Source organism: Variovorax sp. 679 (assembly GCF_003952185.1).
Taxonomy (GTDB): domain Bacteria; phylum Pseudomonadota; class Gammaproteobacteria; order Burkholderiales; family Burkholderiaceae_C; genus Variovorax.
The window spans coordinates 171,721-191,471 of record NZ_RXFS01000009.1 but is presented as its reverse complement, the minus strand read 5'-3'; the positions used below and the strand labels follow the sequence as shown (position 1 = coordinate 191,471).

Annotated in this window: 21 protein-coding genes; 8 read left to right on the top strand and 13 right to left on the bottom strand. The window is 68.4% G+C overall.

Annotated elements, in window-relative coordinates:
• Positions 1 to 55: 55 nt before the first annotated feature.
• A complete protein-coding gene (locus EJO71_RS23975; RefSeq protein WP_125951080.1) occupies positions 56 to 877 on the bottom strand; it encodes an SDR family oxidoreductase in 822 nt (273 codons plus the stop codon).
• Between the two features lie 313 nt (positions 878 to 1,190).
• On the opposite strand from EJO71_RS23975, the gene edd reads away from it, so the two are divergent.
• Genes edd through EJO71_RS23960 form a run of 3 tightly spaced genes read left to right on the top strand, consistent with a single transcriptional unit; the run spans position 1,191 to position 4,460 of the window.
• Complete coding sequence (gene edd / locus EJO71_RS23970; protein WP_125951081.1) at positions 1,191 to 3,032, top strand: phosphogluconate dehydratase; 1,842 nt, start codon at positions 1,191 to 1,193, stop codon at positions 3,030 to 3,032.
• A gap of 52 nt (positions 3,033 to 3,084) precedes the next feature.
• On the top strand, positions 3,085 to 3,720 hold the full coding sequence (eda, locus tag EJO71_RS23965) for a bifunctional 4-hydroxy-2-oxoglutarate aldolase/2-dehydro-3-deoxy-phosphogluconate aldolase (RefSeq protein WP_125951082.1): 636 nt from the start codon (positions 3,085 to 3,087) through the stop codon (positions 3,718 to 3,720).
• Positions 3,721 to 3,728: 8 nt separating this feature from the next.
• On the top strand, positions 3,729 to 4,460 hold the full coding sequence (locus EJO71_RS23960; protein ID WP_125951083.1) for a haloacid dehalogenase type II: 732 nt from the start codon (positions 3,729 to 3,731) through the stop codon (positions 4,458 to 4,460).
• Here EJO71_RS23960 and EJO71_RS23955 read toward each other — a convergent pair whose 3' ends face one another.
• The 6 genes from EJO71_RS23955 to EJO71_RS23930 all read right to left on the bottom strand — a co-directional run bounded on the left by EJO71_RS23955 (position 4,461) and on the right by EJO71_RS23930 (position 9,774).
• Positions 4,461 to 5,018 (bottom strand): DUF1697 domain-containing protein, encoded by a 558-nt coding sequence (locus tag EJO71_RS23955; protein ID WP_125951084.1) that lies wholly within the window; start codon positions 5,016 to 5,018, stop codon positions 4,461 to 4,463.
• A gap of 19 nt (positions 5,019 to 5,037) precedes the next feature.
• A complete protein-coding gene (gene gloA, locus EJO71_RS23950) occupies positions 5,038 to 5,451 on the bottom strand; it encodes a lactoylglutathione lyase (RefSeq protein ID WP_125951085.1) in 414 nt (137 codons plus the stop codon).
• A 62-nt stretch (positions 5,452 to 5,513) separates the two neighbouring features.
• Positions 5,514 to 6,197 (bottom strand): glutathione S-transferase family protein, encoded by a 684-nt coding sequence (locus EJO71_RS23945; RefSeq protein WP_125951086.1) that lies wholly within the window; start codon positions 6,195 to 6,197, stop codon positions 5,514 to 5,516.
• A gap of 107 nt (positions 6,198 to 6,304) precedes the next feature.
• Positions 6,305 to 6,988 carry an ABC transporter ATP-binding protein gene (locus tag EJO71_RS23940; protein ID WP_125951087.1) on the bottom strand — a complete coding sequence of 228 codons (684 nt, stop codon included), beginning with the start codon at positions 6,986 to 6,988 and terminating at the stop codon, positions 6,305 to 6,307.
• Between the two features lies 1 nt (position 6,989).
• Complete coding sequence (locus EJO71_RS23935; protein WP_125951088.1) at positions 6,990 to 8,669, bottom strand: iron ABC transporter permease; 1,680 nt, start codon at positions 8,667 to 8,669, stop codon at positions 6,990 to 6,992.
• Positions 8,670 to 8,709: 40 nt separating this feature from the next.
• Positions 8,710 to 9,774 carry a Fe(3+) ABC transporter substrate-binding protein gene (locus EJO71_RS23930; protein ID WP_125951089.1) on the bottom strand — a complete coding sequence of 355 codons (1,065 nt, stop codon included), beginning with the start codon at positions 9,772 to 9,774 and terminating at the stop codon, positions 8,710 to 8,712.
• Between the two features lie 241 nt (positions 9,775 to 10,015).
• On the opposite strand from EJO71_RS23930, the gene EJO71_RS23925 reads away from it, so the two are divergent.
• The gene (locus tag EJO71_RS23925) at positions 10,016 to 10,729 is read left to right on the top strand and encodes a hypothetical protein (RefSeq protein ID WP_125951090.1); all 714 of its coding nucleotides are present in this window, start codon (positions 10,016 to 10,018) and stop codon (positions 10,727 to 10,729) included.
• 4 nt (positions 10,730 to 10,733) lie between these two features.
• A complete protein-coding gene (locus EJO71_RS23920; protein WP_125951091.1) occupies positions 10,734 to 11,069 on the top strand; it encodes a hypothetical protein in 336 nt (111 codons plus the stop codon).
• Here the strand turns inward: EJO71_RS23920 and EJO71_RS23915 are convergent.
• Positions 11,066 to 11,617, bottom strand: a complete 552-nt coding sequence (locus tag EJO71_RS23915; protein WP_125951092.1) for a PaaI family thioesterase — start codon at positions 11,615 to 11,617, stop codon at positions 11,066 to 11,068. The genes EJO71_RS23920 and EJO71_RS23915 overlap by 4 nt on opposite strands.
• 75 nt (positions 11,618 to 11,692) lie before the next feature.
• Here EJO71_RS23915 and EJO71_RS23910 point away from each other — a divergent pair, with 75 nt between their 5' ends.
• The 3 genes from EJO71_RS23910 to EJO71_RS23900 all read left to right on the top strand — a co-directional run bounded on the left by EJO71_RS23910 (position 11,693) and on the right by EJO71_RS23900 (position 15,016).
• Positions 11,693 to 12,148 carry a MarR family winged helix-turn-helix transcriptional regulator gene (locus EJO71_RS23910; protein ID WP_125951093.1) on the top strand — a complete coding sequence of 152 codons (456 nt, stop codon included), beginning with the start codon at positions 11,693 to 11,695 and terminating at the stop codon, positions 12,146 to 12,148.
• 113 nt (positions 12,149 to 12,261) lie between these two features.
• Positions 12,262 to 13,575 carry an MFS transporter gene (locus EJO71_RS23905; protein ID WP_125951094.1) on the top strand — a complete coding sequence of 438 codons (1,314 nt, stop codon included), beginning with the start codon at positions 12,262 to 12,264 and terminating at the stop codon, positions 13,573 to 13,575.
• 19 nt (positions 13,576 to 13,594) lie between these two features.
• Entirely contained in the window at positions 13,595 to 15,016 is a 1,422-nt protein-coding gene (locus EJO71_RS23900) for an MATE family efflux transporter (RefSeq protein WP_125951095.1), read from the top strand.
• 36 nt (positions 15,017 to 15,052) lie between these two features.
• Here the strand turns inward: EJO71_RS23900 and EJO71_RS23895 are convergent, their stop codons facing one another.
• The 5 genes from EJO71_RS23895 to EJO71_RS23875 form a co-directional block, all read right to left on the bottom strand.
• On the bottom strand, positions 15,053 to 15,364 hold the full coding sequence (locus tag EJO71_RS23895) for a hypothetical protein (RefSeq protein WP_125951096.1): 312 nt from the start codon (positions 15,362 to 15,364) through the stop codon (positions 15,053 to 15,055).
• Between the two features lie 203 nt (positions 15,365 to 15,567).
• On the bottom strand, positions 15,568 to 16,335 hold the full coding sequence (locus EJO71_RS23890; protein WP_276311681.1) for an aldolase: 768 nt from the start codon (positions 16,333 to 16,335) through the stop codon (positions 15,568 to 15,570).
• Between the two features lie 21 nt (positions 16,336 to 16,356).
• Positions 16,357 to 17,004, bottom strand: a complete 648-nt coding sequence (locus EJO71_RS23885) for a 2-dehydro-3-deoxy-6-phosphogalactonate aldolase (RefSeq protein WP_125951098.1) — start codon at positions 17,002 to 17,004, stop codon at positions 16,357 to 16,359.
• Complete coding sequence (locus tag EJO71_RS23880) at positions 17,001 to 17,909, bottom strand: 2-dehydro-3-deoxygalactonokinase (RefSeq protein ID WP_125951099.1); 909 nt, start codon at positions 17,907 to 17,909, stop codon at positions 17,001 to 17,003. The genes EJO71_RS23885 and EJO71_RS23880 overlap by 4 nt, the downstream gene beginning before the upstream one ends.
• Positions 17,910 to 19,646, bottom strand: a complete 1,737-nt coding sequence (locus EJO71_RS23875; protein WP_125951100.1) for an IlvD/Edd family dehydratase — start codon at positions 19,644 to 19,646, stop codon at positions 17,910 to 17,912. It lies immediately after the preceding gene.
• Positions 19,647 to 19,751 lie beyond the last annotated feature (105 nt).

The window sequence follows — 19,751 nt, the reverse complement described above, 5'->3', positions numbered from 1 at the left end:
GGGCGATGCTCTGCTCAGGCAAGGCATGCGCCACTCGACGCACGCCACGGTGTACTCATGCACCGATGATGAATTGTGCCTTCATGCCGGCGAAGAACGTGGTGTCGTCCGCCGCGCGCCGCGCCGCGAGCGTCCGGATGGCATCCTCGCCGGCCTCGAAGCGAAGCTGGTCGCCGGTGTCCGTCGCAGCGGCGTAGACCACCTCGGCGATCTGTTCCGGCTGCGAGCCGTTCGCCATCATCGGGCCGTACTTGCTCATCACCGACTGCACCAGCGGTTGATAGGCGTCGAGCCCAGGGTCGTTGTTGAAGTCGAACGAGCGTCCGCTGAAGTCCGTCAGGATGACGCCGGGCTCGACGACCTTCACGTGAACGCCCAGCGGCGCCAGCTCGTACTGCAGCGCTTCGGACAGGCCTTCGACCGCGAACTTCGTCCCGTGATAGAGCGCGCCGAGCGGAAAGGCTATGCGGCCGCCCATCGACGACACATTGACGATGGTGCCGGCACGGTTCGCGCGGAAATGCGGCAGCACGGCCTGCGTGGTCGCCAGAAGGCCGAGCACGTTGACATCGAACTGGCGGCGGATCTTTTCCGCCGGCGTTGCCTCGAGGGGTCCGAAGGCGCCGTAGCCGGCGTTGTTCACGAGCGCATCGATGCGCCCGAACCGCGCAATGCCGGCATCGACGGCCGAACGGATCGAGTCGGCATCCTGAACGTCAAGTCGCGCGAGAAGCATGCGGTCGAGCTGCCCGAACTCCGCTTCGCTTTCGGGCGTGCGCATGGTGGCGATCACGTTCCAGCCTTTCGCATGGAAGTGCCTGGTGGTTGCGCGGCCAAGGCCGCTGGAGGTTCCGGTGATGAGTACGGTGCGGGTCATGGGTGGGGGCTCCTTTGCAAGAGCCTTCAGAGTACGGTTCATGCGGCGCCGGCGCAGTGGCGATCCGCGCCAATCGGCAATCCGATTGCGCCATTCGACTGGCCTCGTGCTGGCGCATCGTGGCGACTGCGGACATGTCGACACCAAAGACTTGACGGCGGGTTTCTTCATGCGCCCCGTCTTATGGGGAAAGACTGAGTAAATTCGTATTGCCCGGCGCCCTGATTTCATCAGCCTGCAGCCCTCGGCTTGGTACGATGGGCCTCCAGGGCCACAGTCGCTCCGGCGACACGCAGCGAGAGCCACTATCCCCATGAGCAGCAGCACACACCCCACCGTCCGCGATGTCACCGATCGCATCCGCGAGCGCAGCCAGGGGCTGCGCAGCGCCTACCTCTCCCGCCTCGCCGAAATACGCAACCGCGACCGTGGTTCCGACCGAATGGGCTGCGCCAACGTGGCGCACGCCGTGGCCGGCATTCCGGCCAACGACAAGTTCCGCGTGGTGACCGAGCGGGCGCCCAACATCGGCATCGTCACCGCCTACAACGACATGCTCTCGGCCCACGCGCCGTACCAGGGCTACCCGGACATCATCAAGAACGAGGCCCGCCGCCTCGGCGCCACCGCGCAGGTGGCGGGCGGCGTGCCGGCCATGTGCGACGGCGTGACGCAGGGCACGCCCGGCATGGAGCTCAGCCTCTTCAGCCGCGACCTCATCGCCATGAGCACGGCAGTCGCGCTCACGCACGACATGTTCGATGCGTCGCTCATGCTCGGCGTGTGCGACAAGATCGTGCCGGGCCTGCTGATCGGCGCGCTGCATTTCGGCCATCTGCCCACGGTGTTCGTGCCGGCCGGCCCGATGCCCTCGGGCCTGTCGAACAACGCCAAGTCGAAGGTGCGCGAGCAGGCCGCACAGGGCCTGGTGGGCCGCCAGGGCCTGCTCGACGCCGAGATGGCCGCCTATCACACGGTGGGCACCTGCACTTTCTACGGCACCGCCAACAGCAACCAGATGCTGCTCGAAGCCATGGGGCTGCATGTGCCCGGCACGGCCTTCATCCAGCCCGGCGATGCGATGCGCGAAACGCTCACGCGCGAGGCTGTGCGCACGGTGCTGGGCAAGGCCGGCGAGGCCGCATTCGACTGCCCGCCGATCGGCGTGATGGTCGACGAGCGCTGCATCGTCAATGCCATGGTCGCCCTGCTGGCCACGGGCGGCTCCACCAACCACCTGATCCACTGGGTGGCCGTGGCGCGCGCCGCCGGCATCCTGATCGACTGGGACGACTTCTCGAAGCTCTCCGACGTGGTGCCGCTGCTCACCCGCGTGTACCCCAACGGCAGCGCCGACGTGAACGAGTTCCAGGCCTCGGGCGGCCCCGGCCTCGTGATCGGTGAGCTGGTCGATGCCGGCCTCATGCACGCCGACGTGCTGACGGTGCGCTCGGGCGGCATCCGCGAGTTCGCGAACATCCCTTCACTGGTGGATGAGTCGGAAGAAAAGCGCCTGCAATGGACGCCGGGCGCCGCACTGCAGAACGATGCCGTCACGCGCACCGTCGCCAGCCCCTTCAGCGCCACCGGCGGACTCAAGCTGCTGAGCGGCAACCTCGGTCGCAGCGTCATCAAGGTTTCGTCGGTGCCCGACGACCGTCACGTCATCGAAGCGCCCGCACGGGTGTTCGATTCGCAGGCCGCGCTGCAGAAGGCGTTCACCGCCGGCGAGCTGGAGCGCGACGTGGTCTGCGTGGTGCGCTGGCAGGGCCCGCAGGCCAACGGCATGCCCGAGCTGCACAAGCTCACGCCGCCGCTGTCGGTGCTGCAGGGCAAGGGATTCCGCGTGGCGCTGGTCACCGACGGCCGCATGAGCGGCGCGTCGGGCAAGATACCGGCCGCGATCCATGTCTCGCCCGAGGCGGCAGCCGGTGGCCCGCTGGCCAAGGTGCGCGACGGCGACCTGATCCGCCTCGACTCGGTCGCGGGTACGCTCGCGGTGCTGCTGCCCGAAGACGAATGGGCCGCGCGCGAGACCGCGACACTGCCCGAAGCGCAGCGCATCTCCGACGGACACGGCCTCGGCCGGGAGCTGTTCGCCGGCATGCGACGCAATGCACTGACCGCCGAAGAGGGCGCCTGTTCCTGGCTCTGACCGGGACTGCCCCCCGAGGCGACGCGTAACGTATTGGTATTGGAGCCACGAAATGACAGAAAGACTTACCCCCCTCGACGTGATGCGCGACGCGCCGGTCATCCCGGTCATCGTGCTGAACGACGTGAAGGACGCCGTGCCCCTGGCCCGTGCACTGGTGGCCGGCGGCATCCGCATGCTCGAAGTCACGCTGCGCACGCCGCAGGCGCTGCAGTGCATCGAAGCCATCGCCAAGGACGTGCCCGAAGCCGTGGCCGGCGCCGGCACCATCCGCAGCGCCGCCGACGCACAAGCCTCGGCGCTGGCCGGCGCTAAGTTCGGCGTGAGCCCGGGCTACACGCGCGCGGTCGGCAAGGCTTGCCACGACATCGGCCTGCCGCTCCTGCCCGGCGTGGCCACCGGCAGCGAAATCATGACGGCGCAGGAAGACGGCTACACGCAGCTGAAGTTCTTCCCCGCGCTGCAGGCCGGCGGCCTGCCCATGCTCAAGGCCTGGCAGGGCCCGTTCGGCGACGTCACCTTCTGCCCGACGGGCGGCATCCATGCGGGCAACGCGGCCGAATTCCTCGCGCTGTCGAACGTGGCCTGCGTGGGCGGCTCGTGGATCGTGCCGACCGATGCGATCCGCGACGGCGACTGGGCCCGCATCGAGCAGCTGGCACGCGCCGCGAGCCAGCTGCCGCGCTGAGCACCGCCATGAGCGCCGCTGATTTCGACGCCAGCGACCTGAAGGTCATCGCGTTCGACGTTTTCGGCACGGTGGTCGACTGGCACAGCGGCATTGCCGCCGAGGCCGAGCGCGCGCTGCCGGGCGTGGACGGCGCGGCCTTCGCGCTGGCGTGGCGCGCCGGCTACCAGCCCGCCATGAAGGCGGTGATGGAGCGCATCGCCGCGGGCGAGGGCGGCTTCACGTTGCTCGACGAGCTGCACCTGAGCATGCTCGACCAGGTGCTGCATGACGTCAGCTTGGCCGACCGCCTCGACGCCGCGGCCAAACGCGACCTGAGCCGCGCATGGCACCGCCTTCCGGCCTGGCCTGATTCGGTGCCGGGCCTCACGCGGCTCAAGAAGAAGTTCACCATCTGCACGCTGTCGAACGGCAACATCGGCCTGCTCACAGAGATGGCCAAGCGCGCCGGCCTGCCATGGGACTGCGTGCTGTCGGCCGAAGTGTTCAAGGCCTACAAGCCCGACCCGCGCACCTACCTCGGGGTGGCGGGCGTGTTCGATGCGACGCCCGGGCAGGTGATGCTGGCCGCCGCGCACCACGACGACCTGGCGGCCGCGCGCACCTGCGGCCTGAAGACGGCGTACATCGAGCGGCCCCACGAGTTCGGCCGCGCGAGGCCGAAGGACGTGTCGCCGCAGCCGGACAACAACCTGCACGCGCGCGACATCGACCAGTTGGCCGATCTGCTGGGCTGCTGATCAGTCGCCGAGCAGCTTCTCCACAGTGCGCAGGTTGCGCGTGGTGGTGCTCGACTTGTAGCGGGTCTTGCCGAGCAGCTTGGCCACCGGTGTGTCCAGGCTTTCGCCGCGGGGGCATTGCCAATACAGCACGCCCTTGCCGCGCTTCAGGCGCTCTACATCGGCATCGACGGTACCGGCCTTTTCCATGAGCTCGTCGAGCATCGCGGCGTCCGAGCCGAACACGACGTAGGGATGGCGCTCTTCGTCGATGCGTTCGAAGGGGTAGCCTGCAGCCATGTCGGCCACGGTCTTCTGCGTGAGCAGCACGATCCACGCGTCGTAGCCGAAGCGCTTGCGCAGGGCCTGCTCGATGCGCGTTCGCAGCGCGGCGGCGTCGCTCTCATCGGTGTCGAACAGCACGTTGCCGCTGGCGAGTACGGTGCGCACCGCGCCGAAGCCCAGTTCGACGAAGAGCGCCTTGAGGTCCGCGCTCTTGATCGTGATGCCGTTGACGTTCACGCCGCGCAGCAGCGCGACGTGGCGGGTGGTTGTGGCCTGTTTCCTCGTGGTCGCCATGAGGCTGCCCCGCCGGTGCTCAGCGCAGGCCGCCGCCGTTGGCGTTCTCGTCGCGCTGGATGAGCTCGACCTTGTACCCGTCGGGGTCCGTCACGAACGCGATCACGGTGGTGCCGCCCTTGACCGGGCCGGCTTCGCGCGTCACGTTGCCGCCCGCGGCCTTGATCTTCTCGCAGGCCGCGTAGGCATCGGGCACGCCCAGTGCGATGTGGCCGTAGGCGGTGCCGAGCTCGTAGCTCTCGGTGCCCCAGTTGTAGGTGAGCTCGATCTCGGCCTGGTCGGGGTTGCCGTTGCCGTAGCCGATGAAGGCGAGGCTGTACTTGTACTCGGGGTTCTCCGAGGTGCGCAGCAGGTTCATGCCGAGCACCTTGGTGTAGAAGTCGATGGAGCGCTGGAGGTTGCCGACGCGCAGCATGGTGTGTAGGAGTCGCATCTCGTGGTGCCTTGTAGTTGTAGCAAAGGGAGGCCGCTATTGTCGGCATCCCGGCGCGGCGATCAAGCCGCCAGCGTCAGCAGGTGGGCCTGATGGCGCCTGAGGAATTCCATCAGGTGCTGCGGGTACTCGGGCACCACGGCGTTGCGTACGCTGGGGCGCCCGGCCAGTGCCTTGCGCCAGGCATCGACCTTGGGCAGGGCGTCGAAGATGTGCGAGTCATGGATCGCGTCGAACACCTCGAAGTAGCGGAACACTGGCGCGAACACCGCGTCGACGAGGCTGAAGCTGCTGCCTGCGAAGTAGGGGCCCTCGCCCAACGCGGCTTCGACGCGCTGGAACTTGGCGAGCAGCGCGAGGCGCTTCTGCTCGAACACGACCGCGTCCTGCGTGGTCTCGTAGCCCCAGAGGTCGCCGAGGATGGCCGATCCGAACTCCATCCACGCGCGGTGCTCGGCGCGGGTGAGCGGGTCTTCTGGGTGCAGGCGTGCGCCGGGCTGCGTCTCTTCCAGGTACTCGCAGATCACGTTGCTCTCGAACAGCACGGCCTCGCTGCCGTCGGGCCGCCGCACCTTCAGCAACGGCACCTTGCCGAGCGGAGAGATGTCGAGGAACCACTGGGGCTTGTTCGCGAGGTCGATCACGACGCGCTCGAAGGGCACGTTCTTTTCATGCAGCGCGATCGCGGCGCGCTGCACGTACGGGCACAGCAGGTGGCTGACGAGGGTGAGGGCTTGTTGCGTCATGGGGCTTTCCGTTGTCGGGTGGTGTGCGTCTGTCTGGAACGCCGCGATTCTTGCGATCCCGAACAACCTTTTCCCGGAAAGCCCATTCGTCAAACGGGCAGCGTGTGCTAGGCCGTCGTGTCGAGCCAGTGCGTGATGCGCCCGCCGTGCATCACGCCGATTCGGTCGGCCATCGCATGCGCCTCGGCCTCGTTGTGCGTGACGAGGATGGCGGTCTGCCCGGCCTGCTTGAGGATGCCGCGCACTTCCGCCGTCAGCCGCTCGCGCGTGCCGCCGTCGAGGTTGGAGAAGGGCTCGTCGAGCAGCAGCAGGGCGGGCGAGGGCGCGAGCGCCCGGGCCAGCGCGATGCGCTGCTGCTGGCCGCCCGAAAGCTCGTGCGGATAGCGTTCGCCCGCGTCGGCAAGCCCGACCAGCGCGAGCATTTCGGCAACGCGGGATTGCTGCGCCGCGCGATCCAGCCGGCGCAGCCCGAAGGCGACGTTCTTCGCGGCCGACAGGTGCGGGAACAGCGCGTATTCCTGGAACATCATGCCCACGCGCCGCTGCTCCGGCGGCAGGTGCTTCTGTGCGGACGACAACAGCACGTCGCCGAGGCGGATCGTGCCTGTGCGCACCGGTTCGAAGCCCGCGATGGCGCGCAGCACCGTCGTCTTGCCGCAGCCCGAGGGGCCGAACAGGCAGGCGATGTCGCCGGCGTCCAGGGTCAGCGAGAAACCGTCGACGACCGTGTGCGGGCCGCGCGGCGTGTCGTAGGCGAGCCTGATCGCATCGAGGTGCAGTGGGGAGCTCATGTCAGTTCTTGTCCGGGCCGAGTGTGGCCGAAGGCGTGCCCAGCTGGTTGCGCGCGAGCAGCACCACGGGCAGCAGGCCGGCCAGCACGATGGCGAGCGCGGCGATGGCGCCTTCCTCATACGTGCCGCGCGCGGCCTCGGCATAGAGCCAGGTGGCCAGCGTGTCGAAGTTGGCGGGCCGCAGCAGCAGCGTGGCCGGCAGCTCCTTCATCGCGTCGACGAACACCAGCAGCGCAGCGGAGGCCATTGCGGGGCGCAGCAGCGGCAGGTGCACGCGGCGCAGCGTGCCGGCGGTGGTTTCCCCGAGCAGGCGAGAGGCCTGCTCGATGGCGGGTGGAATGCGCGAGAGGCCGGCTTCGATTCCGCCCACGGGCATCGCAAGAAAACGGATCGCACATGCCACGACCAGCACCACGCCGCAGCTCATGAGCGGCAGGCCCTGCAAGCCGAAAGCAGTGGCCAGCGCGGCATCGAAAGCCAGCGCCGGCGTGAGCAGCCCGATGGCCAGCACCGTGCCCGGCACCGCATAGCCGAGCGTTGCGGCGCGTGCCTGCCAGCGGGCACGGCCGGGGCCCGAGCCCTGGCTGCGTGCGGCCCACGCGACGACCAGCCCCGCCGCCACCGCAACGGCAGTGACGCCCGAAGCCAGCGTCAGCGTGTTGCCGAGGCTGGCGACCAGCCCTTGCGAAATCCCACCGCCCTGGCGCAGCCGCTTGGCGCTTTCCCAGACGAGGTAGGCGGCGGGGGCAGCGAAGCCGATCAGCACCGGCAGCGCGGCAGCGGCCGTCGCGGCCCAGGCGGCACCACCGCGCAGCCGACGCGGCTGCACCGCGCGCATGCGCTGCGACGAACCGAAGCGCTGGTGCCGCCGGCCGTTGCGCTCCAGCCAGACCAGCGCCACCACCACGAACAGCATCGCGCAGGCGATCTGCGCCGCGCCTGCGAGGTCGGAACGCGTGATCCAGGTGGTGTAGACCGCGACCGTCAGCGTGTTCACGCCGAGGAATTCGGACGCGCCGATGTCGTTGAGCGTTTCGAGCAGCGCGAGGCTCAAGCCCACCGCCAGCGCCGGCCGTGCCAGCGGCAGCGCCACGCGGAAGAACGCGCCGCGCTTGCTCTCGCCGAGCATGCGGGCTGCTTCCATCAAGTGCGCCGGCTGCGTCATGAACATCGCGCGCGCCGTCATGTAGACGTACGGATAGAGCACGAAGCCCAGCACGAAGATCGCGCCGGGCATCGAGCGCAGGTCGGGCAGGCGGAACTGGCGCGGGCTGTCGAAGCCCAGCATCCAGCGGATCGCGCCCTGCACGGGGCCGATGGGATGCAGCAGGTCGAGATAGGCGAAGGCGACGATGTAGGTCGGCATCGCCAGCGGCAGCAGCAGTGCCCAGTGGAGGACGCCGCGCCCGGGGAAGTCGTGGGCCGTGACGAGCCAGGCGCAGCCGGTGCCGATCACCAGCACCAGCGTGCCCACGCCCGCGAGCAGCAGGGCCGTGTTGAGCGCCGCCTGCGGCAGCACGTGGGCGAAGAGCGGACCCCAGTGGCCGAGGCCCGAGCCGAACGCGAGCCACGCCAGCGTGAGCACCGGCGCGAGCACGCCGATGGCGATCAGGAACGACGCGCAGCGCCAAGCCGGGCCTGCTGCTTGCAGGCCCGGCGGCTGGCGCCGCGGGAAGATCATTCAGTCAGTCGCCGGCAGGCATGCCCGGCGCTCGTCGCTGTCACTGGTCGAAGCCAACCTTGTCTACGAGTGCGCTGGCCTGCTTGCGGTACTTGGCGATCTCGGTCAGCGGCAGCGGGTCGACCTTCAGCTCGCCGATGCTCTGGCCGATGATCGGGTCGAGCGCCACGCCCTTGCGCACCGGGTATTCGTAGTTGGTCTGCGCGTACAGCGCCTGTGCCGGCTCGGAAACCAGGAACTCGAGCAGCTTGACCGCATTGGCGCGCTGCGGCGCGTTCTTGGCAACGGCCGCGCCGCTGATGTTGACGTGCGTACCGCCGCTCTTCGCGTTGGCGAAGGTCGGGCGCACCACCTTGATGGCGTCGCCCCACTTGCGCGCGTCGGTGCCTTCCTTGGCGCTCTTCATCTGGCCGACGTAGTACGAGTTGGCCAGGCCCACGTCGCAGATGCCGCCGAGGATGTCGCGCGCCACGTCGCGGTCGCCGCCCGTGGGCTTGCGTGCCAGGTTGGCCTTCACGCCGCGCAGCCACTGCTCGGCCTTGGCTTCGCCGTCGTGCGCGATCAGCGAGGCGACCAGCGCGGTGTTGTAGGGGTGCTGGCCGGCGCGGATGCAGACCTTGCCCTTGTACTTGGGGTTGGCCAGGTCTTCGTAGCGGAAGCTGGTGAGCGGCAGGCTCTTGTCTGCGTACAGAACGCGAGCGCGCAGAGAGAGCGAGAACCACTGGCCGTCGGTGCCGCGCAGGTTGGCCGGAATGGCCGATTCGAGCGCGGCCGACTTCACGGGCTGCGTCACGCCGCCATCGACCAGGTCCATCAGGTTGCCGATGTCCACGGTCATCAGCACGTCGGCTGGCGAGCGGGCGCCTTCGGCCTTGACGCGCTCCAGGAGGCCGTCCTTCACGAAGACGGTGTTGACCTTGATGTTGCTCTGCGCGCTGAAGGCCGAGATGAGCGGTTGGATCAGTGCAGGTTCACGCGTCGTGTAGAGCGTGAGTTCTTCGGCAGCGGCGGCTTGCGCGGGCAGGGCGGTGATGGCGAGCCAGGCGGCGCTGGTGGCGAACAGTGCGCGCACGGCGCGGCCTTGGACGCGTGAGCGTTCGGTCATGAGGATCCTCCAGGAGCGGATGTTCTAGAAAGCTCCGGCGCCGGCCGCAGTTGGTATTGCTGGGTGTTGTCGGTACCGGATGAGAATAATTATCACTGGTGCCTCGGATCGAGATGCCTTTGTACTTACAGATCGAAGGCCTACTGCACTTCGTTGCAAGCATGGCGCCCGCGCCGCTCGACAACTGGCGACCGGCCCGCTAAAACGGCGCCAGCTTTTTCTCGAACCGGAGGGAGTGACGATGAGTGGTAGAGAGTTCTGCGCACCCGACAACGCCAACTATCCGAAGTGGACTTCGTGGGATGCCTTCAAGTGGAAGATGCTGCCGGCGCGAGTCGGCGGCGGCTTTCCGCACCTGAGCGACTACAAGGATGCCTGGGTCCTCTACAACCGCCTGCGCATCGTCGCAGTGGCGAAGAAGAACAGGATTTCTCCGGTGCTGCTCGGCAGCGTGGCATGGTCGGAGGTGGGCGGCAAGCCCGACGGGAGCAAGCGGCCCATGTTCGCCCTGCGCACCTTCGACTGGAGCGGCCCCGACTGGGTCGACCGCAACCTCACGATCACCAAGCCGCCGGGCCAGACCTCGTTCGGCGCGGTGAGCATCCAGATGCGCGCCGCCGTGCGCGAGCTGGGGCTGGACGCCGACAGCCTGAGCTACGAGGAAGAGCTCAACCTCGTCTCCTGCCTGGAGACAGATCTCTTCAACCTCGAGATCGTGGCCAGGCACCTGCAGGGACTGGTGCTGCACGACTATCCCGGGGCGGACACCGAGGACCTGTCCGAAGAGCAGTTCGTCGTGGCCGGTGCACGCTACAACCGCGGCATCGAGCGCAAGCTCTCCGACATCGTCGATTCGCTGAAGGCCGCGCCGGGCAGTGCAGGGCGCGAGTACTCGTCGTATGGCCGCGCGATGGTCAAGCACCGCGAGCACGTCGAATCGCTGCTCAACAGATAGCGCGATGAACCTGGGGCGGTCCGTTCTCGCGCTGGTGTCGGCGGTCTATGCGCTGTTCTGCACCGCGATGCTGTTCGCCATTCCGCGCAACCGCTACGAGTGGATGCTGGAAGACCCGGCGCTGCGCGGCGACGGCCTGACCTTCTGCACCCTGCCCATCGACCACGGGCTGGACGCGCGGATCGAGTCCTTTGCGTACCTGGTTCCGCTGCTGATCGTGGCCGTGGTGCTGTCCGTGCGGCGGCGCAAGCCGCACTGGCTGCTGTGGGTGGGGCTGGTGCTGGTGGTGCTGTGGGGCGTTCGCTTCGTGGTGCTGGCCCCTTCCTGCCCGGCTCGCTAGCTGCGTGCCGCGGGTACTTCGAACACCAGGCACGTCGTCGTGGCGTGCGCGTACAGCGTGCCGTCGGGCCCGTAGAGGCGGGCCTCGGCGGTGGCGAGCTGCTTGCCGCAATGGATAACCTTGCCTTCGGCGCGCACGCGCTGCACCTTGGGCGTGAGGCCCTTCACGTAGTTCACGCCCAGCTCGGCGGTGGTGTAGGCACGGCCGGGCGGCATCATCGTGTGGACCGAGCAGCCCAGGGCGGAGTCGAGCATGGTCGCGACCCAGCCGCCGTGGATGGTGCCCAGCGGGTTCAGGTGCTGCGGCAGCGGCGTGCCCTGGAAGATGGCCACGCCCTGGCGCACTTCGAGGATCGTGAAGTCCAGCGTCTTGGCGATGGCTGCATAGGGGATGTCGCCGTTGAGCATCGCCTGCATGATCTCCAGGCCGGTCTTGCCGGCGATCTGGTCGGGGCGTGCGAGGCCGGGTCCGGGGCCCGCTTCGAGGCGATCGGTGATCTTGCGTTCTTCGGCGATCCAGGCCTCGAGCTGGCTGGGGTTCTGTGTCATGCCTGTGTTTCTCCTGGGGGCTTTGGCGTGAGGGGTTGATTGCATATGCAATAGTTGCACATACAATAATATCCCATGGACACCCCCACCAAGCCGCGCGGCTGCACCAGCTTCAAGGTCCGCCAGTTGTCGCGGCGCCTTTCGCAGCACTACGACGCCGAGGTTTCGCAAAGCGGCCTCAAGACCACGCAGTACTCGCTGCTGTCGCACCTCGCGAGGCTCGGCCCCACGCGGCCCGTCGACCTGGCGGCCGAGCTCAAGATGACCGCCTCCACCCTGAGCCGCAACCTCCAGCCGCTGATCGTCGCGGGCTGGATCGCGCAGGGCGCGGGCGCCGATGCGCGCAGCCGGCTGGTGCAGCTCACCGAAGAAGGCGAGATCAAGCGGCGCGAAGCCCTCGCGCACTGGAAGACCGCGCAGCAGAAGCTGAACGCACTGCTGGGCGTCGAGCGCGTGCTCGCGCTGCACCTGTTGATCGACGAGGCCATGGAACTGCTGGGCGGCGATGACGAGCCCGTCGGCGACGACTGACCCTTCTACTTTTCCTTCACCCACACCCCATTCGCTCATCGTGCGCCAGAACGCGCGAGGGACCCGTTTCGCCTTTTTCTTTCCTCCCATTCAATTCCAACAGCAGAGGCCCCATGTTCGCCACACCCGTTTCCGCATGGCTGCAGCGCCGCGGCATCCACTACGGCTGGATCGTCGCCGCCATCACCTTCCTCACCATGCTGACCATGTCGGCCGCGCTGGGCCTGCCTGGCGCCATGCTGCAGCCGCTGGGCAAGGAGTTCGGCTGGAGCACCGAGCAGATCTCGTCCTCGCTCGCGTTGCGCTTCGCGCTGTTCGGCCTGATGGGCCCGTTCGCCGCGGTGCTGATGGAGCGCTACGGCCTGCGCGCGGTGATCTGCACGGGCCTCGCGCTCGTCGGCCTGGGCATGGCGCTGGTCACGATGGCCTCGCAGCTGTGGCAGCTCTTCGTGCTGTGGAGCCTGATGCTGGGCCTGGGCACCGGCATGACGGCGCTGGTGCTCGGCGCGGTGGTGGCCAACCGCTGGTTCGTCGCGCGGCGCGGGCTGGTGGTGGGCATGCTCACAGCCAGTTCGGCGACCGGGCAGCTGGCCTTCCTGCCGCTCGCGGCCTGGATGATCGAGCACTGGGGCTGGCGCTCGGCCATCGTTCCGGTCGTGATCGGCACCATCCTCATCGGCCTGCTGGCGCTGTGCTTCGTGCGCAACCGGCCTTCGGACGTCGGCCTGCTGCCCTACGGCGAAGCGCCCGGCACGCAGCCGGCCGCACCTGCCGCAGCAGCACCGGCAATGAACTTCGCCACGCCGTTCCGCGTGCTGAAGGAAGTCTCGACCAACCGCACCTTCTGGGTCCTGGCCGGCACCTTCTTCATCTGCGGCCTGAGCACCAACGGGCTCGTGCAGACGCACTTCATCTCGCTGTGCGGCGACTACGGCATGAGCGCAGTGCCCGCGGCCTCGGTGCTCGCGATGATGGGCGCCTTCGACTTCGTCGGCACGATCCTCTCGGGCTGGCTGTCGGACCGCTATGACAATCGCAAGCTGCTCTTCTGGTACTACGGCCTGCGCGGGTTGTCGCTGTTCTGGCTGCCGCATTCGGAATTCACCATCTACGGCCTCGGCATCTTCGCGATGTTCTACGGCCTCGACTGGATCGCCACAGTGCCGCCGACCGTCAAGCTCGCGGGCGCCGCCTTCGGCCCGGCCAAGGTCGGACTCGTGTTCGGCTGGGTCTTCGCCGCGCACCAGCTGGGCGCCGCCACGGCCGCCTACGGCGCGGGCTTCGCGCGCACGCTGCTGCTGACCTACACCCCGGCGCTCTACACCGCCGGCGCGGCCTGCCTGGTGGCGGCGCTGATCGTGATGACGATCCGCCGGCCGGCAGCCAAGTCCGGCTCTCCGGCCACGACGGCCGCGGCCCGCGCCTGAACCCGCCGAGGCTCCCGCCATGACCGCTCCCCACGGAACCACTGAACTCGACCCTCGCACGCGCCGCCTGCTCGAGGCGCCCATCGTGCCCACGCTGCTGCGTCTCGCCGCCCCCAATGTGCTGGTGATGGTGGCGCAGGCCTCCGTCGGCCTCATCGAGACCTACTTCGTCGGCAAGCTCGGCACCGATGCGCTCGCCGGCATGGCGCTGGTGTTTCCCATCGTGATGCTGATGCAGATGACCTCCAGCGGCGCCATGGGCGGCGGCATCGCCTCGTCGATCGCCCGCGCGCTCGGTGCGCGCCGCCGTGATGACGCCGACGCGCTGGTGTGGCATGCCATCGTCATCGCGTTGGGCTTCGGCCTGTGCTTCACGCTGGCGCTGCTGCTGGGCGGGCGCTGGCTCTACGGGACCATGGGCGGCACCGGGCCCGCGCTCGACGCGGCGCTCACGTACTCCAACTGGGTGTTCGCGGGCGCGACGCTGGTGTGGCTCTTCAACTCGCTCGCGGCCATCATCCGCGGCACCGGCAACATGTCGGTGCCGGCGAACGTGACGGTGGTGGGCGTGGTGTTCCTCATTCCGGCATCGCCGCTGCTGATCTTCGGCATCGGGCCGTTGCCGGGCATGGGCATCGCGGGCGGCGCGATGGCGCTGCTGCTGTACTACCTGCTGGGCTCGGTCGCACTCATCGTCTACCTGCGCTCGCCGCGCAGCCTGTTGAAGCCCACGCTCGACGCGCTGAAGCTGCGCTGGCCGCTGTTCCGCGACATACTGCGCATCGGGCTGGTGGGCGCGGTGTCGACCGTGGCGACCAACCTGTCGATCGGCATCGCCACCGCGCTGACGGGGCACTTCGGTTCGGGCGCACTGGCCGGCTACGGCACGGCCTCGCGGCTCGAATACCTGCTGGTGCCGCTGGTGTTCGGCCTTGGCGCGCCGCTGGTGGCGATGGTCGGCACCTGCATGGGCGCAGGGCTGCGCGAGCGGGCGCTGCGTGCCACCTGGGCCGGCGCAGCGCTGGCCTTTGCGCTGACCGAGACCATCGGCATCGCGGCGGCATTGTTCCCGCGCCCGTGGCTGCTGCTGTTCGGCAACGACCCGGCCATGCTCGAGACCGGCGCGCACTACCTGCGCGTGGTGGGCCCGATGTACGGCCTCTTCGGCGTCGGGCTGGTGCTGTATTTCGCTTCGCAGGGCGCGGGCCGGCTTCTGTGGCCGGTGCTCGGCAACATCGCGCGGCTCGCGGTGGCGGCCACGGGCGGCTGGCTGGCGCTGCGCTGGGGGGCAGGGCTCACCGGCGTGTTCGCGGCGCAGGGCGTGGCGCTGATGGTGTACGGCGTCGTGATCGCATCGGCCATCGCGGGCGGCGCCTGGTTCGGCCGCGTCGGCTGGCCGCGCACCACCAACGGGCTGCTTCGGCGCGTGGCGCAGGCCTGAACGAAAAACCCGGGCGCGCGGCCCGGGTCTTCGTCATCAATAGCGGTAGGGGTTGTTGGGCCGGCGGTCGTAGCGGTTCGGCACGCCATCGCCGTCGTTGTCGCGTCGGCCATAGCGGCGGCGATCGTCCCAGCGGCGGTCGTAGTAGTGGTCGCGGCGGTAGCCGGGGCCGTAGTAGTGGCGCGGCGGAGGCGGCGGTGCGTAGTAGCGGCGCGGAGGCGGCGGCGCGGGCACGACGTACACCTGCGCCTGGATGAAGTTTCCGCCCTCGTGGGCCTGGGCCGGCGTGCCCAGCATGGCCAGCGACATCAAGGCCGCGGCGCCGAATGCAAAAGTAAGCTGTTTCACGTGATCCCCCGGTTATGAGTTGGAAGCCTCATCCTCGCGGCCCTTTGTGAAGTTGGTGTAAGGCTGGAGCGAATTCGGATGAAGAGCTGTAAGCCGGTGCGCGCAGCGCCCCGCACAGGCGAGACACAATTGTGAATGGACTTTGCAGCGCGGAACACGTCCGCGGATAGGCCGTTGGCCGTATCGGCCGGAAGTCCGGTCGGTCAGCCGCGCGGCGCGGGCAGCATGCGGCGCAGGGCCTCGAAGAACAGGTCGGATTGCTCGCGTTCGCCCTGGATCTGCGCCGCCACGTGGGCCGCCAGCTTCGGGTTGACCGGCACCAGCGGCCGGCCGGTCGATTGCGCGATCACCTGGTGCAGGCAGGCGCGCTCCAGGTAGTAGAGGTCGTCGTAGGCATGGGCGATGGTGCCGCCGGCCACGATCACGCCGTGGTTTGCGAGAAAAGCCACGTCCTTGCCCGCCATGGCACGGGCGATGCGCTCGCCCTCGGCGTCGTCGAGCGCAAGGCCGTTGTACTCGGCGTCGATGGCGATGCGGTTCATGTAGCGCATCGCGTTCTGGCTCGCGGTCGGGTCGAGCGCGCGGTCGACCGTGATCGTGAGCGCAGTGGCGTAGGGCATGTGGCAGTGCAGCACCACCGCGTGGCCCGTGAGGCGGTGCACCGCGCCATGGATGAAGAGGGCGGTGGGCTCCACGCGGTGTCGGCCCGCCAGCACCTCGCCGTGCACGTCGATCAGCACGATGTCTTCGGGGCCGATCTCGCTCCAGTGCAGCCCGCGCGGGTTGATGAGGTAGCGGTCTTGTGCGCCCGGCAGCATCACGCTGAAGTGGTTGCAGACGCCTTCGGACAGCCCGTGGTGGGCGGCGGCGCGCAGGGCCAGGGCTAGGTCTTCGCGCAGCTTGCGCACGGCGGGGCTGGCGTAGGTGGCGTCGGCGGACATCTCAGTGGGGCTCCTTTTTTCTTGTTGCAGGAAAAAAATGTGGCTCACGAATCAGGCGAGGGGCAGGCTCTTCCACGCCACGATGAACTTCTTCGCGTCTTCGCGCACCGCCGCGGCCTGCTTGCCGGGCTTGTAGAGCGAGGAGCCGATGCCGAAGCCGGCAGCCCCTGCGGCGTGCCATTCGGCCATGTTGGTGGGGGCGATGCCGCCCACGGGCATCACCGGTGTGCCGGACGGCAGCACGGCCAGCAGCGCCTTCACCACGGCTGGCGAGGCCAGCTCGGCCGGAAACAGCTTGAGCCCGGTGGCGCCTGCCGCGAGCGCGCCGAAGGCCTCTGTCGGCGTCATCACGCCCGGCAGGCAGACCATGCCCAGGCGCGCGGCCTCGGCGATGACCTCGGCATTGAAGTTCGGCGAGACGATCAGTTCGCCGCCCGCTGCATGCACGTCGCGCACCTGCTGCGCGCCGAGCACCGTGCCGGCGCCGACCAGCGCCTGTGGAAAGCGCTTGCGCATCAGCGCGATGCTTTCGAGCGGCTGCGGCGAGTTGAGCGGCACTTCGAGCAGCCGGAAGCCGGGCTCGACGATGGCGTCGCCGACGTCGGCCGCTTCGGCGGGCGTGAGGCCGCGCAGGATCGCCACCAGGGGCAGCTCGCGCATCGCGGCGTTGAATTTGTCGAGGGGAGTGGGGGCGGTCATGCGGGAGTCCTGTCGGAATCGAGAAAGCCGGACAGCGCATGCAGCCCGGCCCAGGTGGCTTCGGCCCCGAGCGTGCGCGTGGCGACGCCGGTGGCGCGCAGGGCCAGCGTGTAGCGCTCGGTGAGGTTGGACGAGCCGATCAGGATCACCTCTCCAGACGCCTGCAGCGCCTGCGTACGCAGCTCCTCGCCGATCAGCAGGCCCGAGAGATAGCTCGACAGCTCCTCCTTCGGCATGCGCTCGAACAGCGCCAGCGTGCGTGTGCCGAAGGCGTTGTGCAGCAGACCGTGTCCGTTCTCGGAGCGGGTCACGCCTTCGAGGAAGGCCGCTTCGTCGAGCGGCGCCGATGCGTCGAGCGTTCGGGCCAGGATCGAGTGCTGGCTCAGCAGCGCGTAGAACTCGCCCGTCATGTAGGTGCGGAAACCCGCGACGCGGCCCTTCTTCACCGTGGCCCACTTGTTGTGCGTGCCGGGCAGCACGAAGAGGCCCTCGCTGAGGCCGGTGAGCTCCATCGCGCCGAAGATCTGCACTTCCTCGCCACGCATCACGTCGGGCACGCCGGCGTGCTCGTCGCTCAGGCCCGGCACGATCGCGATGCGCGCACCCGGAACGGCGTCGATGTCGATGATCCTGCGGCCCACTTCCACGCGGCCCGCGGGGCAAGCGCAGTAGGGCGCTTCGACCCAGCCCTGCTTGCTGCCGGCCATGCCGGAGATCAGGCAGCGCGCGCCTTCGAGGCGCATCCAGTCGCCGAACAGCGTTTCGAAGACGGCGGGAAAACCGCCTTCGGGCACGGTGAGAATGCCGCGCGCCTCGCTGCGCTCTTCCAGCACCTTGCCGCCGGCATCCAGCAGCGCACCGCGCAGTGAACTCGTGCCCCAGTCGATTGCTACCAGTCTTGTCATCTAGTGATTGTCGCGCGGCACGAAGGCCCCGCGGCGGCCGCGCAGGAAGGCCAGGTCGGCTCCCTGGTCGGCCTGCAGCACTGTGTCGACATACAACTTCCAGTAACCGGATTCGAGCGGCGCCTTGGGCGCGACCCATTTCTCGCGGCGCTTCGCCAGTTCCTCGTCGCTCACATGCAGGTGCAGCTTGCGGTTCGGCACGTCGAGCTCGACGATGTCGCCGTCCTGCACCAGCGCCAGCGGGCCGCCTGCAGCGGCCTCGGGCGCGGTGTGCAGCACGACGGTGCCGTAGGCCGTGCCGCTCATGCGTGCGTCGCTGATGCGGACCATGTCGGTGATGCCCTTGCGCAGCACCTTCGGCGGCAACGGCATGTTGCCGGCCTCGGCCATGCCGGGGTAGCCCTTGGGGCCGCAGTTCTTGAGCACCATGACGCAGTTCTCGTCGATGTCGAGGTTCTCGTCGTCGATGCGCCTGTGCAGGTCGTCCGCGCTTTCGAACACCACCGCGCGGCCCTTGTGCACCAGCAGCTCGGGCGTGGCCGCGCTGGGCTTGATGATGGCGCCGTTGGGCGCGAGGTTGCCGCGCAGCACGCAGATGCCGGCCTTGTCCTTGAAGGGCTCGGCCTGGGTGCGGATGACCTGGGGGTTGTAGTTCTCGGCGTCCTTCACGTTCTCCCACACGCTCTGGCCGGTGACGGTGAGGATGTCCTTGTGCAGGTGGTCGGCGATTTCCTTGATGACCACCGGCAGGCCGCCCGCGTAGCAGAAGTCCTCCATCAGGAACTGGCCAGAGGGCTGCAGGTTCACCAGGCAAGGCAGATCGGAGGCGAGACGGTCGAAGTCTTCCAGCGTGAGTTCGACGCCCATGCGCCCCGCGATGGCCAGCAGGTGGATCACGAAGTTGGTCGAGCCGCCGATGGCCGCGTTGACCTTGATCGCGTTCTCGATGGCCTGGCGCGTGAGGATCTTCGACATGTTCATGTCTTCATGAACCATGCCGACGATGCGCCGGCCCGCCTGCCGCGCAAGCACGTTGCGACGGCCGTCCACGGCGGGGTAGGCCGCATTGCCCGGCAGGCCGATGCCCAGCGACTCGACCATGCTGGCCATGGTGCTCGCGGTGCCCATCGTCATGCAGTGGCCGTGGCTGCGGTGCATGCAGCTCTCGGCCTCGAAGAACTCCTGCAGCTTGAGCGTGCCGGCGCGCACCTGCTCGCTCATCTGCCACACGCCGGTGCCCGAGCCCAACTCCTGCCCGCGCCACTTGCCCGAAAGCATCGGGCCGCCCGACACGCCGATGGTCGGCAGGTCGACGCTGGCCGCGCCCATCATCAGCGCGGGCGTGGTCTTGTCGCAGCCCATGAGCAGCACGACGCCATCGAGCGGATTGCCGCGGATGCTTTCTTCCACGTCCATGCTCGCGAGGTTGCGATACAGCATGGCGGTGGGGCGCAGCAGCGTCTCGCCGAGCGACATCACCGGGAACTCGAGCGGGAAGCCGCCCGCTTCGTACACGCCGATCTTCACCTGCTCCGCGAGCGTGCGGAAGTGCGAGTTGCAGGGCGTGAGTTCGCTGAAGGTGTTGCAGATGCCGATGACCGGGCGACCGTCGAACTGGTCGTGCGGGACACCCTTGCCCTTCATCCAGCTGCGGTAGATGAAGCCGTCGCGATCATTGCGGCCGAACCATTGCTGGCTGCGAAGTTCTTCGGGTTTCTTCCTGGGGGCGGTGCTCATGGATGTCTCTCTTTGTTGTCGAAACCTGCGCCGGATCGTCAGGGTTTGTCCTGCCGATAGAGCGTTTCAATCATCATATGATAAGCGCGAACAACACGCCGGAGC

Coding starts and splice junctions, on each gene's coding strand:
- EJO71_RS23975 (WP_125951080.1), bottom strand. CDS start 877: ATGACCCGCACCGTACTCATCACCGGAACCTCCAGCGGCCTTGGCCGC.
- edd (WP_125951081.1), top strand. CDS start 1,191: ATGAGCAGCAGCACACACCCCACCGTCCGCGATGTCACCGATCGCATC.
- eda (WP_125951082.1), top strand. CDS start 3,085: ATGACAGAAAGACTTACCCCCCTCGACGTGATGCGCGACGCGCCGGTC.
- EJO71_RS23960 (WP_125951083.1), top strand. CDS start 3,729: ATGAGCGCCGCTGATTTCGACGCCAGCGACCTGAAGGTCATCGCGTTC.
- EJO71_RS23955 (WP_125951084.1), bottom strand. CDS start 5,018: ATGGCGACCACGAGGAAACAGGCCACAACCACCCGCCACGTCGCGCTG.
- gloA (WP_125951085.1), bottom strand. CDS start 5,451: ATGCGACTCCTACACACCATGCTGCGCGTCGGCAACCTCCAGCGCTCC.
- EJO71_RS23945 (WP_125951086.1), bottom strand. CDS start 6,197: ATGACGCAACAAGCCCTCACCCTCGTCAGCCACCTGCTGTGCCCGTAC.
- EJO71_RS23940 (WP_125951087.1), bottom strand. CDS start 6,988: ATGAGCTCCCCACTGCACCTCGATGCGATCAGGCTCGCCTACGACACG.
- EJO71_RS23935 (WP_125951088.1), bottom strand. CDS start 8,669: ATGATCTTCCCGCGGCGCCAGCCGCCGGGCCTGCAAGCAGCAGGCCCG.
- EJO71_RS23930 (WP_125951089.1), bottom strand. CDS start 9,774: ATGACCGAACGCTCACGCGTCCAAGGCCGCGCCGTGCGCGCACTGTTC.
- EJO71_RS23925 (WP_125951090.1), top strand. CDS start 10,016: ATGAGTGGTAGAGAGTTCTGCGCACCCGACAACGCCAACTATCCGAAG.
- EJO71_RS23920 (WP_125951091.1), top strand. CDS start 10,734: ATGAACCTGGGGCGGTCCGTTCTCGCGCTGGTGTCGGCGGTCTATGCG.
- EJO71_RS23915 (WP_125951092.1), bottom strand. CDS start 11,617: ATGACACAGAACCCCAGCCAGCTCGAGGCCTGGATCGCCGAAGAACGC.
- EJO71_RS23910 (WP_125951093.1), top strand. CDS start 11,693: ATGGACACCCCCACCAAGCCGCGCGGCTGCACCAGCTTCAAGGTCCGC.
- EJO71_RS23905 (WP_125951094.1), top strand. CDS start 12,262: ATGTTCGCCACACCCGTTTCCGCATGGCTGCAGCGCCGCGGCATCCAC.
- EJO71_RS23900 (WP_125951095.1), top strand. CDS start 13,595: ATGACCGCTCCCCACGGAACCACTGAACTCGACCCTCGCACGCGCCGC.
- EJO71_RS23885 (WP_125951098.1), bottom strand. CDS start 17,004: ATGACCGCCCCCACTCCCCTCGACAAATTCAACGCCGCGATGCGCGAG.
- EJO71_RS23880 (WP_125951099.1), bottom strand. CDS start 17,909: ATGACAAGACTGGTAGCAATCGACTGGGGCACGAGTTCACTGCGCGGT.
- EJO71_RS23875 (WP_125951100.1), bottom strand. CDS start 19,646: ATGAGCACCGCCCCCAGGAAGAAACCCGAAGAACTTCGCAGCCAGCAA.